General features: G+C 75.9%; 6 protein-coding genes. 2 read left to right on the top strand and 4 right to left on the bottom strand.

The window, feature by feature from the left end:
- Nucleotides 1-80 precede the first annotated feature (80 nt).
- The gene (locus C8E97_RS16390; RefSeq protein ID WP_147455140.1) at nt 81-1,388 is read left to right on the top strand and encodes a preATP grasp domain-containing protein; all 1,308 of its coding nucleotides are present in this window, start codon (nt 81-83) and stop codon (nt 1,386-1,388) included.
- Nucleotides 1,389-1,473: 85 nt separating this feature from the next.
- On the top strand, nt 1,474-2,985 hold the full coding sequence (locus C8E97_RS16385) for a B12-binding domain-containing radical SAM protein (protein WP_121006457.1): 1,512 nt from the start codon (nt 1,474-1,476) through the stop codon (nt 2,983-2,985).
- A gap of 85 nt (nt 2,986-3,070) precedes the next feature.
- On the opposite strand, the gene C8E97_RS16380 is transcribed toward C8E97_RS16385, so the two are convergent.
- The 4 genes from C8E97_RS16380 to C8E97_RS16365 all read right to left on the bottom strand — a co-directional run bounded on the left by C8E97_RS16380 (nt 3,071) and on the right by C8E97_RS16365 (nt 15,226).
- Nucleotides 3,071-9,562, bottom strand: a complete 6,492-nt coding sequence (locus tag C8E97_RS16380) for a non-ribosomal peptide synthetase (RefSeq protein WP_170211882.1) — start codon at nt 9,560-9,562, stop codon at nt 3,071-3,073.
- 89 nt (nt 9,563-9,651) lie between these two features.
- Nucleotides 9,652-11,391, bottom strand: a complete 1,740-nt coding sequence (locus C8E97_RS16375; protein ID WP_121006455.1) for an ABC transporter ATP-binding protein — start codon at nt 11,389-11,391, stop codon at nt 9,652-9,654.
- The gene (locus C8E97_RS16370; RefSeq protein ID WP_121011636.1) at nt 11,388-13,085 is read right to left on the bottom strand and encodes an ABC transporter ATP-binding protein; all 1,698 of its coding nucleotides are present in this window, start codon (nt 13,083-13,085) and stop codon (nt 11,388-11,390) included. The genes C8E97_RS16375 and C8E97_RS16370 overlap by 4 nt, the downstream gene beginning before the upstream one ends.
- A gap of 356 nt (nt 13,086-13,441) precedes the next feature.
- Complete coding sequence (locus C8E97_RS16365) at nt 13,442-15,226, bottom strand: gamma-glutamyltransferase family protein (protein WP_121006454.1); 1,785 nt, start codon at nt 15,224-15,226, stop codon at nt 13,442-13,444.
- Nucleotides 15,227-15,229 lie beyond the last annotated feature (3 nt).

Genomic DNA, 15,229 nt, shown 5'->3' with positions numbered 1-15,229 from the left:
CCGACGAATCAATCCGAACACCGTACCCGGCCTCGGGAATTCGCATTCGACGATCGGACGAAACCGATATGGTGCAGTTGTTGGTTGGCCATGACTTCAACGAGGACCTGCGGAACAGGAATGCGGCGGCGTGGTACAGCCAACGCCTCACCTGGTTCGCGCGCGACGGCGACGTGCTGGTGCTGCCGACCGAGCCGGACAAGGCGTACGTCGAGTACGTGACCGGCTGGACGGGCACGTCGGCGGAGTCGCTGCGGTTCGTGGTGCCGCCGCCGGGCGAGGGCGCGATCGGCCGGCTGACGCGGGAACGGTTGCGGGACCCGGAGTTCCTGGACCGGCTGCGCGCCGCCGCGGAGGACCGCGTGATCGACCACGTCTACGCGCTGTGGCCGGACGCGCGGGTGGTGGAGCTGGCCGACGCGCTGGGCGTCGGGCACGCGGTGCCCGGCCGCGGCTTCCTCAGCCAGGGCGGTGACGCGGTCGCCAACAGCAAGGCGCTGTTCCGCGTCATCGCGCGGGGCGTCGGCGTGCCGGTGGCCGAGGGCGCGGTGTGCCTGCACCCGCGCGCGGCGGAGCAGGCCGTGACGGCCCTGCTCGACGCCGGGCACCCCGCGATGCTGAAGAACGAGTTCATGTCCGGCGGCTGGGGCAATGAGATCATCAGCCGCACACCGCACATCGACCCGATCGGCGCACGCCGCCTGGTCGTCGTCGCGGACGCGATCACGCTGCGCGACTACCTGGAGGAGCACTGGGACAAGCTGACCGGTGACGGGCGGCACTCGCTGGTCGTGGAGCGCTACCACCCCGACAGCAGCGCCGCGTTCGCCGAGTTCCACGTCGGCGACGACGGCGTCCGGTTCGGCGGGCAGGGCCAGCTGCTGTCGCTGCCGCAGGCCGCTTCGGTGATCCCCGCGCCGAACGTCGACGCCGGGCGGATGGCCGAGATCATCGACGGCGGGCGGCGGCTCGGCGAGGCGATGCGCGCGATCGGCTACCGGGGCGTGCTCAGCGCGGACGCCATCGTGACGCCCGCGGGCGAGGTGCTGTTCACCGAGTACAACGGCCGCTCCACCGGGTCGACCCACCTGTACGGGGTGGTCGGCGAGCAGGTCATCGGGCCCGGTTACGCGGAGGACCGGTTCATCGTCGAGCGCATCGGCACGCCGCCGTGGTCGGTCACGACGTTCGCGGAGGCCGTGGACCGGCTGGCCGGCACGGACCTCGGCTACGACCGGGCGAGCCGGCGCGGCGTCCTGTTCGTGCACGCCTTCAACCCCGCCGCGAACTGCGTACCGTACTGCGTCGTGGCCGAGTCGATGGACGCCGCGACCGAGGTCGAGCAGCGGCTGGGCGAGCTGTTCGACTTCGCGCCCCCGATCGCCTGACCGGTGCGACGGCCGCATCCCGAGACCACGCGGCGGGCGCCGGCCCGGTCGGCGCCCGCCGCCCCACGTCCTGGAGTCAGCCACCATGCGCGTGAACAAGGTCCTCCTCGTCAACGCGGGCACGGACGACCACGTGTCCTCCATAGCCAACGACGGCACATTCCCGGCGCTCGGCGTGGTGTCGCTCGCCACCGTGCTGATGCACGACCACCCCCACCTGGAGGTGATCGCCGTCGACGGGCAGATCACGCCCATGCCGGTGGTCGAACGGCTCGTCCGGGACTTCGAGCCCGACGTCCTGGGCATCAGCGTGTTGGGCACCTCGTACCGGAACACCCTGCGGCTCGCGGCCCTGGGCAAGGACGTCGGCGCCGTCACCATCCTGGGCAACGACCAGGCGGCCGCGATGGCCCGGCAGATCCTCCGGCACCGGGAGGCGGTGGACTACGTGTGCGCGGCGGACGTCGGCGAGTTCGCGTTCTCCGCCTTCATCTCGGCCCTCAACGGCGACCGGCCCGTCGAGTCGGTGCCGCAGCTGCTGTACCGGACGCGGGACGGCATCGCGCACAACGCGCTGCCGGAGCTGCCGTCCCTGCTCGGCGGCGGCGCGCTGACCACGCGGGTGCTGGACGCGGTGCCGGTGCCCGACCGCTCGCTCATGCCCGCCTCGAACTGGGACCAGTACCTGCGCAACTACGTGGAGCGCTACGGTTCCCTGCACGACGGCGAGATCACCGGCGTGACGACGATGAACCGGGCGCGGGGCTGCGCGCGCGTGAAGTCGCCGTGCCACTTCTGCGGCATCGCCGACCTGACCCTGCGGTTCTCCTCCCCCGAGGTGTTCTGGGCCGACGTGCGCGCGGGCCGGGAGCAGGTGGCGGCGTCGATCTTCTACGAGGCGTTCGACAGCATGAGCAGCTCGCCGCGCTGGGTGGAGCAGCTCGTGCGGGCCAAGCCGGACGACATCGGCGACCCGAAGTTCTTCGTCTACACGCAGGCCGCCGAGACCACGCCCCGGCTGGTGGAGCTGTACCGGGGGCTGGGCGTGTACCGGGTGAACATGGGCCTGGAGTCGGGCGACACCCGGATGCTCAAGCTGCTCAAGGGGCCCCGCGACAGCCTGGAGAACAACCGCCGCGCGGCGACCCTGCTCAAGGAGGCCGACATCCTGATCTACGGCTCGCTGGTGCTGGGCGGGCCCGGAGAGACGCAGGAGAGCCTGGCGAACACGGTGGCGTTCGCGGAGTGGCTGGTGGACAACGGGATGATGGCGTCGATCCAGGCGCAGCCGCTGTACCCCGACTTCGGCGCGCTGACCGGCCGGTGGCTGATGAACCCGGACCTGGCGCGGGCGGCGGCGAAGGAGAAGGGTTTCGAGATCCTGGACGAGGCGCTGCTGGAGTCGATGCCGGACAAGTACGGGCACACCGACGTGGTCGACTTCGACGAGATCTCGATGGACTGGTGCCGGATCTTCAGCCGGGTCGGCTGGTCCGAACTGCTGGACGCCACCCGCGTCGTGCGGTCCTACGCCGACGCGCACGGCGCGACGTCGGGTTCGTCCCGCATCTCGGAGGCCGTGCTCAACGCGGGCTGACCGGCCCCGGTCCGTCGGCGAAGGCCCCGCCGGTCCACTGTGGACCGGCGGGGCCTTCGCGTGCACCGGCGCGGGTGCCGCCCGCTCACCTCAGCACGCGGTTGATCACCCTGGACACGGCGGCGAGCGCGGGCGGGTCGGTCATCTCCAGGTGGCCGCAGCGCAGCGGGTGGTCGGTCAGCGCGCCGCGCACGTGGGGCGCCCACTGCTCGGCGCCCCGCCAGTGCGCCCGCCGGCCGCGGGTGGCGGTGAAGAACGTCAGGTCGCCGGGGTACGGCTCGGGCCGGTAGCCCTGCTCCAACCGCAGGTTCTCGCGGGTGGCGGCGAACACCGCGTCCACCACCTCGTCCTCCAGCTCCACCGACGCGACGCCGTGCGCGCGCAGCACCGCCCGCTTGTCCGCCGGGGACAGCCCGGCGTCGGGCACCGGGTCGCCGCCCGGCGCGGGCAGGTGCCCGTCGAGCAGCGCCAGCAGGCCGACCTCCGCGCCCGCGGCCCGCAGCTGGACCGCCATCTCGTAGGCCACGAGACCGCCGAACGACCAGCCCAGCAGGTGGTACGGCCCGGTGGGCCGCACCGAGCGGACGGCCGCCACGTACCGCGCGGCCAGCTCGGCGACGTCGGCCACGTGGTCGCCGGGCCGCGCCAGCAGCGGCGACTGGAGGGCGTAGATCGGCACGCCGCTCGCCACGTGGCGGACCAGCCCGGCGTAGCACCAGCCCGCGCCGGTGACCGGGTGCACGCAGAACAGCGGCGGCTTCGCGCCCTCCGCGCGCAGCGGCAGCACCGTGCCCAGCGCGCCCGACGAGCGGCCGGCGTCCACGCGGGCCCGGAGCAGGGCGGGCGTCGGCGCCTCGATCAGGTCGCGCGGGGACAGCCGGCAGCCCAGTTCCTCCTGGAGCCGCCACACCAGCCGCACGCCGAGCAGCGAGTGCCCGCCGAGGGCGAAGAAGTTGTCGTCCACCCCGACCGCGGGCAGCCCCAGCACCTCGGCGTACACCGCGCACACCACCTCCTCGGCGGCGGTCGGCGCGCGCCCGGTCGACGCGGTGAACACCGGTCGCGGCAGCGCCGCCCGGTCGAGCTTGCCGCTCGGCGTGTGCGGCACCTCGTCCAGCACGACCAGCGCGGCGGGCACCAGGTGCTCGGGCAGCACGTCCGCGGCGTGCGCCCGGACGTCGGCGGCCAGCGCGCCGGGGTCGGCGTAGCGGTGCGGCGCGGCCGTGCCCGGCCGCAGGCCCAGGTCCGGCCGCACGGCCGTCACCTGCACCAGGTCGGTGCCCGCCAGCATCGGCTGCACGGCCGCGCGCACCGCGAAGCCCCGCGCCGCCAGGTCGGCCGTGATCCGCTCCAGCCGGCCGTCGCGGTCGTGCACCTCCACGACGACCTGCCCGATCAGCGGCCAGTGCTCGTCCTCGACGCCCGCCAGGACCTCCGCCTCGCTCTTCTCCACGTCGACCTTGAGCAGGTCGATCCGGGTGACGCCGTGCTCGCGCACCACGTCGGAGACGGTGCGCAGCGGCCGTTCCACGACCCGCGCGCGCAGCCGGTCGGCCAGCACCGCCGCCACGAGCCGGTCGGCGTCCGGCTCGTCCGCCGCCTCCGCCCGCACGTACGCCTCGACCACCGCGCGGTCCTCGTCGGGGTCGGCGTACCGGCCGGACATGATCGACAGGTCCGGGTAGTGCGTGAACGACGCGGTGCCCGCGCGGTCGGCGAGGCCGCACTCGACCAGCGTGGCGTCGACGCCGTGCAGCCGGAAGTTCAGCCGCGCCATCGCGGCCAGCTCGGGGATCGGCTCGAACGCGAAGACCCGCGCGCCCGCGCACCGCCGCGCCACGGCCAGCGTGAACGTGCCGACGTGCGCGCCGACGTCGAACACCACCGCGCCGTCGGGCAGCACCACCTCCGGGCCCGCGTAGTCGCCCTCGGTGATCTCCCGGTGCAGGAACAGCGCCTCGCCCCGGCTGGGCGCGACCACCGCGCCGCCGCCGGGCAGGGCGTGCCACGCGTCGGGCGCGAGCACGCCCTCGCGCTCCATCGCCCGCAGCTCGGCCACCGGGCCCGCCGCGCGCCGGTCGGGCACCAGGTAGCCCACCAGGCCCGCGCCGCCGGGCAGGTCGGTCCGCAGGACCACGACGGCCCGCGCGACCGCCGGGTGCTCGGCGAGCGCCGCCGCCACCTCGCCCGGCTCGATCCGCACGCCGCGGACCTTCACCTGGTCGTCGCGCCGGCCGAGGTAGTCCAGCGCGCCGTCGGGCCGCCACCGCGCGAGGTCGCCGGTGCGGTACAGGCGTGCGCCCGCCGGGCCGTGCGGGTCGGCGACGAACCGCTCGGCGGTCAGCGCCGACTGGCCCGCGTAGCCGCGCGCCAGCTGCACGCCGCCGAGGTACAGCTCGCCCACCACGCCGGGCGGCACGGGCGCGAGCCGGTCGTCCAGGACGCGCACCCGCGTGTTCCACACGGGACGGCCGATCGTGACGGGCGCGCCCGGCGGCACCGGCGCGGCCGTGACGTCCACCGTGGCCTCCGTCGGCCCGTAGAGGTTGTGCAGCTCCGCGCGCAGCACCCGGTGGAACGCGTCGCGGTCCTCGGCCGTCAGCTCCTCGCCGCTGCTGATCACCCGGCGCAGCGAGGCGCAGCCGGCCGCCGCGGGCTCGGCCAGGAACACCCGCAGCATCGACGGCACGAAGTGCGCGGTCGTCACCCGCTCGGCGCGGATCAGCTCCGCCAGCCGGCGCGGGTCGCGGTGCGCCTCCGGCGGCGCCACGACCAGCGTCGCGCCCCGGCTGAGCGGCCAGCAGAACTCCCACACCGACACGTCGAACCCGGCGGGCGTCTTCTGCAGCACCCGGTCGTCGTCGGCGAGCGGGTAGGCGTGCGCCATCCACGCGATCCGGTTGGTCAGCGCCCGGTGCGTGACGACGACGCCCTTGGGCCGCCCGGTCGAGCCGGAGGTGTGGATCACGTACGCGGCGGAGTCGGGGTCCGGGTCGGGCAGCGGGTCGCCGGGCGGGCGCTCCGCCAGCAGGGCGGGCAGGTCGTCCTCGGTGACGACCGCGGCCGGCCGCGCGGTGTCGAGCACGTGCGCCGCACGCCGCGGCGGCAGGTCCGGCTCCACCGGCAGGTACGCCGCGCCGGCCCGCTGCACGGCGTGCAGCACCACCACCAGCTCCGCCGACCTGGGCAGCCGCACCGCCACCACCGATTCGGGTCCGACGCCCCGGTCGCGCAGCGCGCGGGCGACCCGCTCGACCAGGGCGTCCAGCTCGGCGTAGGTGAGCGTCCCGTCCCGGTGCACCAGCGCCGTCCGGTCCGGGGTGCGGGCCGCCTGCCGCCGCAGCAGCACCGGCAGCGGCGGGTCGGCCACCGGTACCGGCTCGCCCTCGCCGAGGGCGGCGATCGCCTCCCGCTCGCCGGGCAGCAGCAGCTCGGCACGGCCGACGGGCTCGTCGGGCGCGGTGACGAGCGCGCGCAGCAGGTGGGCGAAGCGCCGCGCGAGGGTCTCGGCCGTGGCGCGGTCGAGCACGTCGGTGGCGAACTCGACCACCCCGTGCACGCCCGCGGGCGCGCCGTCGGGCCCGCGGCGCTCACGCAGGTCGAACACCAGGTCGGCTTGGGCGCTGCCGATGCGCACCTCGGTGACCGCGTCGAGGCAGGGCAGTTCCGGGCGCACCTCGACGTTGTTGTTGAAGGCCAGCATCACCTGGTACAGCGGGTGGTGCGCCACCGTGCGGGTCGGGTTCACCAGGTCCACCACCCGTTCGAACGGCAGGTCCTGGTTGGCGTAGGCGGCGAGGTCGACCTCGCGGACCCGCCGCACCAGCTCGCGCGTCGTCGGGTCGCCGGACAGGTCGGTCCGCAGCACCAGCGTGTTGACGAAGCAGCCGACCACGTCGGTGAGCGCGTCGTCGTGCCGACCCGCGACCGGCACGCCGATCGGGACGTCCGCGCCCGCGCCCAACCGGGACAGCAGCGCCGCCAGGGCGGCGTGCAGCACCATGAACACCGTGGTGTCGGTCCGCCGCGCCAGCTCGACCACCAGGCGGTGCGTGTCCGCGTCGACCTCCACCGGGGTGGCCTCGGCCGTGCCGGCGCGCACGCGCGGGCGCGGGCGGTCCAGCGGCAGCGGCACCGCCTCGGGCAGCCCGGCCAGCGCCGCGCGCCAGTGCGCGGCCTGCCTGCCGAACAGCCCGTCGGGGTCGCGCTCCTCGTCGGGCAGCCCGCGCTGCCACACGGCGAAGTCCGCGTACTGCACGGCGGGCGGCGACCAGTCCGGCGCGCGGCCCGCGCGCCGCGCCGCGTAGGCGCGGGACAGGTCGCCGACCAGCGCGGGCACCGACCAGCCGTCCATCGCGATGTGGTGCACCACGAGCAGCAGCACGTGGCGCGTGGGCGCGAGCCGGAACAGCCAGGCGCGCAGCGGCCGTTCGGCGCGCAGGTCGAAGCAGTGCCCGGACGCGGCGGCCACGTGGCCCGCCAGGCCGTCCGCGTCGGTGTCCGCGGTGGTCAGCAGCTCCGCCGGGTCGGGCGGGTCGAGGATCTCCTGGTGCGGTTCCCAGGACGTGCGCGGGAACACCGTCCGCAGCGGCTCGTGGCGCGCCACCACGTCGTGCAGCGCCCGCCGCAGCGCGGGCTCGTCGGGGATGCCGGTCAGGTCCAGCGACACCCGGACGTTGTAAGTGGGGCTGGGCCCGTCCAGCTCGTGGACGTACAGGAAGCGCCGCTGCGCGAACGACACCGGCAGCACCTCGGGCCGCGCGCCCGCGCGCAGCGCCGGCGTGGTCCGGTCGCCGTCGGCCAGCAGCGTCGCGAGCCGGGCCGGGGTGGGCGCGTCGAACAGCGCGCGCACCGGCAGCGCCACGCCCAACTCGGTCCGCACCCGCGACAGCAGCTTCGCCGCGAGCAGCGAGTGGCCGCCCAGCAGCAGGAAGTCGTCGTCCGGGCCGATCTCCGGCGTGCCGAGCACCTCGGCGAACAACGCGCACAGCACCTCCTCCCGCCGCGTCGCCGGCGCGCGGCGCGGCGCCTGCGCGGGCGGTGCGGGCAGCGCGGCCTGGTCGACCTTGCCGTTGCCGTTGAGCGGGAACGACTCCAGCGCCACGAACGCCGCCGGCGCCATGTGGGCGGGCAGCCGGGCGGCCACGTGCTCCCGCAGGCCGCGCGGCGCGACGCCGCCGTCGGTCACCACGTAGGCCACCAGGCGCGGCTGCCCGGTCGACCCGTCGGCCACCACCACCGCGCCGCGCACCTCCGGGTGCTCGGCCAGGACGGCCTCCACCTCGCCCGGCTCCACGCGGTGCCCGCGCACGTTCAGCTGCCGGTCCGCCCGGCCGGCGAACTCGAACACGCCGTCCGGGCGGACCCGCCCGAGGTCGCCGGTGCGGAACATCCGCGCGCCGGGCTCGGCCGCGAACGGGTCGGCGACGAACCGCGCCGCCGTCAGGTCCGGCCGGGCCCGGTAGCCGCGCGCCACGCCCGGCCCGGCGACGTACAGCTCCCCCAGCCCACCCGGCGGCACCGGCGCGAGCCGGTGGTCGAGCAGGTACAGGCCCGCGCCCGCGACGGTCCGGCCGATCGGCGGGTGCGCGGGCCAGTCGTCGGGCCGACCGGTCAGCGGCCACGTCGTGACGACCTGCGCCTCCGACATGCCCCACTCGTTCTGCAACAGCACGCCGGGGTGCGCGGCCAGGAACCGGCGCACCTCCGGCGTCACGTGCAGCGCCTCGCCCGCCGTGTAGACGGCGCGCAGCGACAGCCGCACGGGGTCGCGCTCCCACGCCTGCGCGAGACCCACCAGCACCGCGGGCGGCAGGTGCACGGTGTCCACCTCGTGGCGGGCCAGCTCGCGCAGCAGCGCGGCCGGGTCGCGCCGCAGCTCGTCGTCGAGCAGGACCAGGGTGCGCCCGGCGAGCAGCGTCACCACCATCTCCTGCACCGACACGTCGAACCCGAGCGGCGCGAGCTGCGCGCACCGCGCGGTGTCGGGGTTCGCCGCGAGGCTCCAGTCGGCGAGGTGGGTGAGCGTGCGACCGGCCAGCTCGATGCCCTTGGGCACACCGGTGGAACCGGACGTGAAGACGATGTAGGCGAGGTTCTCCGGTGTCGCGCGGCGCTCCGGCGGCGTGCCGGGCAGCGCGGCGAGGTCCTCCCGGTCGACGTGCACCAGCGGCACGCCGAGGTCGGGCAGGTCGTCGGCCACCGCGGACTCGGTGAGCAGCAGCAGCGGCTCCGCGGTGGCCACCAGCTGCTTGAGCCGGATCGCGGGCAGGCGGGCGTCCACCGGCAGGTAGACGCCGCCCGCCTTGGCCACCGCCAGCAGCGCGACCGGCGTGCCGAAACCCCGTGCCATCGACACGCCCACCACGACCTCCGCCGCCACGCCGAGGGCGCGCAGCCGGTGGGCGAGCCGGTTCGCCGCGGCGTCCAGCTCGCCGTAGGTCATCACGTGCTCGCCGAAGCGCAGCGCGACCGCCGACGGCGCGGACCCGGCACGCGCGGCGAACCGGGTCGCCACGTCGTCGGGTGCCTGGGTCCGCGGCGCGCCGACCGGAGGGGTCGGTCCGTTCTCGTGCACGACTGGTTCCTCCCGTGTTCTGGCGGACACGCGGCCGGCGGGGCCCGGTCGTCCGCCGGGCACGCGGCCCGCACGAGCGGAACCGGGGGTCAGACCGGGGCGGAGCGACCGTGCCAGGACTCCCACAGGGCGGCGTAGGCCCCACCGCCCGCCACCAGCTCGTCGTGCGGGCCGATCTCGGTGATCCGCCCTCCGTCCATGACGACGACGCGGTCCGCGTCGTGCGCCGTCAGGAGCCTGTGGGCGATGGCGATCACCGTACGGCCTTCCAGGACGGCAGCCAACGACCGTTCAAGATGCCGGGCGGCCTTCGGGTCCAACAGCGACGTGGCCTCGTCGAGGATGAGCGTGTGCGGGTCGGCGACGACCAGCCGGGCCAGCGAGAGCTGCTGGGCCTGCGCGGGCGACAGCGCGACGGCCGTGCCGCCGAGTTCCGCGCCCAGGCCGAGCGGTTCGGCCCACTCCCAGGCGTCCACGGCGCGCAGCGCGGCCACCAGCGCCTCGTCGGAGGCGTCCGGGTCCGCGATGCGGAGGTTGTCGGCCAGCGTCCCCCGGAACACGTGGTGCTCCTGGGTCACCAGCGCGACGTGGCGGCGCAGCTCGGCGCGGGGCACCTCGGCGATGTCCACGCCGCCCAGGACGACCGTCCCGGTGCGGGGCCGTTCCAGGCCGGCCATCAGCCTGCCCAGCGTGGTCTTGCCCGCGCCGGACGCGCCGACGATCGCCAGCCGCTCGCCGCGCGCCACCTCCAGGTGCACGTCGTGCAGCACGTCGTGCCCCGGCCGGTAGGCGAAGGAGACGCCGCGGACCGCGAGGTCGGCCCCGGCGGGCCGCGCCGGCTCGCCGCGCGGGCCCGGTTCGGCCGCGTCGGCCACGCCGAGCACCCTGGCCAGCGCCGCGCCGCCGACCTGGAGGTCCTCCAGCCGCGCCAGGAGCGTGTCCAGCGGCGGGATGATCTGCTGGACGTACAGCGTCGCCGCGGTGACGGCGGCCAGCGTCGTCCACCCGTTGAGGTAGAACAGGCCGCCGACCACGAGGGTCGCCACGACGGGCAGCACGAACGAGACGTCCGCGATGGGCAGGTAGACGGTGCGCAGCCACAGCGTGTGGCGCTCGGCGGCGTACGCCACCTCGATGTCGTGCCGCACGCGCGCCACGCGCCGCGGGCCCAGGCGCAGCGCCTCGACCGTGCGCGCGCCCTCCACGGTCTCCGCCAGCCCCTCGGTGAGGTCGGCGTAGGTGGCGTTCTGCCGCAGGTAGCCGGCGCGGGCGCGGCGGTAGTACCAGCGGGCGGCCAGCCACAGCGACGGCACGGCCACCAGGCACGGGAACGCCACCAGCGGGTCCACCAGCACCAGCGCGCCCAGCGCGATGACGACGGTGGTCGCGCCGATCAGCATGTCCGGCACGGCGGAACGCGCCGCGACCGACAGCGCGTCGACGTCCCGCGTCATCCGGGTGACCAGGTCGCCGGTGCCCGCCCGTTCCACGGTGGTGGGCGGCAGCGCGAGGACGCGGTCGACGAAGTCCTCGCGCAGGTCGGCCAGGACCCGCTCGCCCAGCGTCGCGGACCGGTAGGTGGCCAGTTGCAGCAGCACCGCCTGGAGCACGACGAACAGCAGGATGAACAGGATGGTGCGCTCGACGTTGTCCAGGCCGCGGCCGACGTCCTCGACGAGGTTGCCGAGCAGCCACGGCGAGACCAGCCCGGACAGCGCGGCGAGGGCGTGCAGCCCCACCGCGCCCGCGAGCGCGCCGGGGTGGCGCAGGACCAGCCGCCGGGCGTGGGCGCGCACGGCACGGGCGGAGGCGACGGGCAGGGTGGTCATTCGGCGGTCTCCCTTTCCACGAGGCCGCGGTACCGGGGGTTGGCCAGCAGCCGGGCGTGCTCGCCCTCGGCGGACACCCGGCCGTCCTCGACGTGCACGACGTGCTCCGCCTGGGCGAGCACGACCGGGCTGGTGGTGAAGACGACGGTGGTGCGGCCGGCACGCCGTTCCCGCAGGCGCCGGGCGATGCGGGCCTCGGTGTGCGCGTCCACCGCGCTGGTGGGCTCGACCAGGACCAGCACGTCCGGGTCGTACGCCAGCGCGCGGGCCAGCCGGAGCCGCTGCCGCTGGCCGCCGGAGAAGTCGCGGCCGGCGACGGCGACGACGGTGTCCAGGCCGTCCGGCAGCGCCTCCACGACGTCCCGCGCGCCCGCGGTGTCCACGGCCCGCTCGACCACGTCGCGCCCCCGGTCGGCGGGGTCCAGCCCCTCGCCGAGCGGGCCGGAGAACAGCCTGCTGTCGTGGCCCTCGACGAGGATGTGCCGCCGCGCCAGCGCCGTGGGCACCAGGTCGAGCGGCACGCCGCCGAAGGTGGCCGTCGAACCGGCGTAGCCGCCGAGGCGGTCGGCGAGCGCGGTGGCCTCGGCGGTCGCGGCGCAGGCCACGGCCGTGAACGCGCCGGGCCGGGCGGTGAGCCCCGACTCCGGGTCGACCAGCGGCCCGCCCAGGGGCTCGGGAGGCGCGGGCAGGTCCGCCGCCCGGTCCGGTTCCAGGGCGAGGAAGTCGGTCACGCGGCGCGCGGCGACGTGGCCGCGCGTGGCGAACTCGGCGGTCGTGGTGAGCCACCGCAGCGGCGACACCAGGAACACGGCGTAGCCGTAGAAGGTGACGAGGTCGCCGGGCGTCAGGTCGCCGGCCAGCACCAGCCGAGCGCCGAGCCACACGATCACCACGGTGAGCAGGCCCGGCAGCAGCACCTTGGCCGCGCCGAACACGGCCTCGACCTTCGCCACCTCGACGCGGGCCGCGCGCACCCGCTGCGAGCTTTCCCGGTAGCGGCGGGAGAACATCGCCTCGCCGCCGATGCCGCGCAGCACGCGCAGGCCGCCGACGATGTCCACGGACTCGGCGGTGAGCGCGCCCTGGAGGTCGCGCTGGTGCTGCTGGCGGCGGTGCAGGGCGCGGACCAGCCGGGTGACCGCCCACACCATCACCGGCGTGCCGACGAGCACCACCAGGCCGAGCCGCCACGACGACACGAGCATCACGGTGGCGACCACGAACAGCGACGCGATCGCGCCCGCGCCGCGGCCCGCCGTGGAGAACGCGCCGCCGATGTGGGTGACGTCCGAGACGCCGACGTTGACGACCTCGCCGGTCGAGGTCCGGCGCGCCAGGCTCGACCCGAGGCGCGCCGCCTGGGCGGTCACCACCTGCATGGTGCGGAAGGAGGAGCCCAGCCGGTTGGTGACGGTGCAGCGGTCGCGCAGGATGCTGGTGACCGCCTGCACGACGCCGAGGCCGAACAGGATCGCGCCCCACGCCACCAGCGCGCCCGCGTCCCGCCCGAGCAGGCCCTCGTCCACGGCGCGGCCGACGGCGGCGGGCACGAGGGCCTGCGCCACCATGCACAGGGCTCCGTAGACCACGCACAGGAGCAGGGGAACGCGCAGGTGGCGGGCTAACCACCACAGGTATGCGCCGGGAGATCGGAATGTGCGTAATTCTGGTTCTGCACCGGGAAATCTTCTCATGGCGCGGCCAACCTTAGCGGCGCGCGCGGCGGCGCCCACAGCCGGCGCGGCGGCGTGGTTGCACACCGCCGCGCCGTGCACGGCCTTCCCGCGCGGGCGCCGGACCGGTAGCCTGTCCGCTCCGCGACCGCCGGCCGAGGCCCGCTCGGCGGTCACCTCCCGGCGGCCCCGGTACGGTCTCGCCACCCCGCCGCTCGGCGACCCCGCGTCCACCGCTGCCCGAACCGCTGCCCCACGCCGGTGCGGACCACGACGGTGCCGACCGCGCCGCCGGCGACCGTCCCGGTGCGACCGCGCCGACCGCGACCGGCTCCGACCGCGTCGCCGCGCGGGCGACCGCCGGGTGGCGACCGCGGTCAGCGCCCGGCCGCGTAGGCGTGCATGGCGCGCGGGCTGGCCGCGGCCCGCAGGACGCCCGTCGCGCGGTCCCTCGCCACGGCGCTGAGCCCGCCGAGCGACCAGGGCCCGGCGTCCACCACCCGGTGCCCGCGCTCGCGCAGCTCGCCCAGCACGTCCGCGCCGAGCCGGGACTCGGCCACCAGCTCGTTGGGCGACCACGCCCGCGGCGCGAAGGAGCTGGGGAACGACGCCGAGTGCCACGTCGGCGAGTCGACCGCCTCCTGGAGGTTCAGCCCGCCGACCGTGTGCGCCAGCCAGAAGCACAGCTGCCACTGGTCCTGCTGGTCGCCGCCGGGCGTGCCGAACGCCAGGGACGGCTCGCCGTCGCGCAGCACCATCGTGGGCGACAGGGTGGTGCGCGGGCGCACGCCGGGGCGCAGCGAGTTCGGCAGGCCCTGCTCCAGCCAGCACATCTGCGCCCGCGAGTCGAGGCTGAAGCCCAGCGACGGGATCAGCGGGCTGGACTGGAGCCAGCCGCCCGACGGGGTGGCCGCGACCATGTTCCCGGCCGCGTCGACCACGCTGATGTGCACGGTGTCGCCGCGCGTCGCGCCGCTGGGCAGCACGATCGGCTCCCCCGTCGCCGCGCCGCGCGGTATGCCGTCGGGGTGGTCGGTGACCAGCCGGGGCAGCCGGGGCGTGCGCCCGCCGGGCGCGCCGGGCCGCAGCTCGCCGTTGGCCTCGTCGGTGATCAGCGCGCGGCGGGACCGCGCGTACTCGCGGGACAGCAGGTCGTCCAGCGGCACGTCGCCGGAGTCGCCGTACCACGCCTCGCGGTCGGCGAACGCGAGCTTGGCCGACTCGACGACCAGGTGCACCAGGCGCGCCGACGGCTTGCCGTCCACATAGGACTCGTCGTCCAGCAGGCCCTCCAGCAGCCGCAGCTGCTGCGCCAGCACCGGCCCCTGGGTCCAGCCGCCGCACTTGACCAGCCCGACGTCGCCGAATTCGGTGACCAGCGGCTCCTCGTAGCGCGCCTGCCAGGAGGCGATGTCGTCGGCGGTGAGCAGGCCCGCGTTCGCGCGGCCGGTGTCGTCGTGCCTGGGCTGCCGCGCGAACGCCGCGATCTCCTCCGCCACGAACCCCTGCGACCAGGCCCGCCTGGCCGCGTCGATCTGCGCCTCGCGGCCGGGCACGGCCTCGGCGACCACCAGCAGCTGCCGCCACGTGCCTGCCAGCACCGGGTTCCGCAGCAGCGCGCCGACGGCGGGCGCGCGACCACCGGACAGCCACTGCTCCGCCGAGGTGGGCCAGTGCCTGCGGAAGGTGTCGGCCACCGTGTCGACGACCTTCGCCAGGCGCGGCGTCACCGGCACGCCCCGTTCGGCGTAGGAGATGGCGAAGTGCAGCACCTCGCGCAGGGTCTTCGTGCCGTGGTCGCGCAGGAGCAGCAGCCACGCGTCCCACGCGCCGGGCACGGTCGCGGGCAGGAGGCCGGTGCCGGGCACGATGCGCAGCCCCAGCGCGGCGAAGCGCTCGGCGGTCGCGGCGGCCGGCGTGACGCCCTGCCCGTCGAGCACCCTCGGCACGCGGTCGGCCGCCGTCGCGAACAGCACCGGCACCTGCCCGGCCGGGCCGTTGAGGTGGGGCTCGGCCACCTGGAGCACGAACCCGGCGGCCACCGCCGCGTCGAACGCGTTGCCGCCGCTCTCCAGCACGGCCATCGCGGTGGCCGAGCCGAGCCAGTGCGTCGTGGCCACCATGCCGTGCGTGCCAACCAGTTCGGGCCTCGTCGTGAACAATGC

The organism is Saccharothrix australiensis (assembly GCF_003634935.1).
GTDB lineage: Bacteria > Actinomycetota > Actinomycetes > Mycobacteriales > Pseudonocardiaceae > Actinosynnema > Actinosynnema australiense.
Note: the sequence above shows the minus strand (reverse complement) of the source record. Positions and strands in the feature narration are given on the sequence as shown.

Excerpts from the sequence above, each read along its gene's own strand:
- C8E97_RS16385 (WP_121006457.1), top strand. The coding sequence starts at position 1,474 with ATGCGCGTGAACAAGGTCCTCCTCGTCAACGCGGGCACGGACGACCAC.
- C8E97_RS16375 (WP_121006455.1), bottom strand. The coding sequence starts at position 11,391 with ATGACCACCCTGCCCGTCGCCTCCGCCCGTGCCGTGCGCGCCCACGCC.
- C8E97_RS16370 (WP_121011636.1), bottom strand. The coding sequence starts at position 13,085 with ATGAGAAGATTTCCCGGTGCAGAACCAGAATTACGCACATTCCGATCT.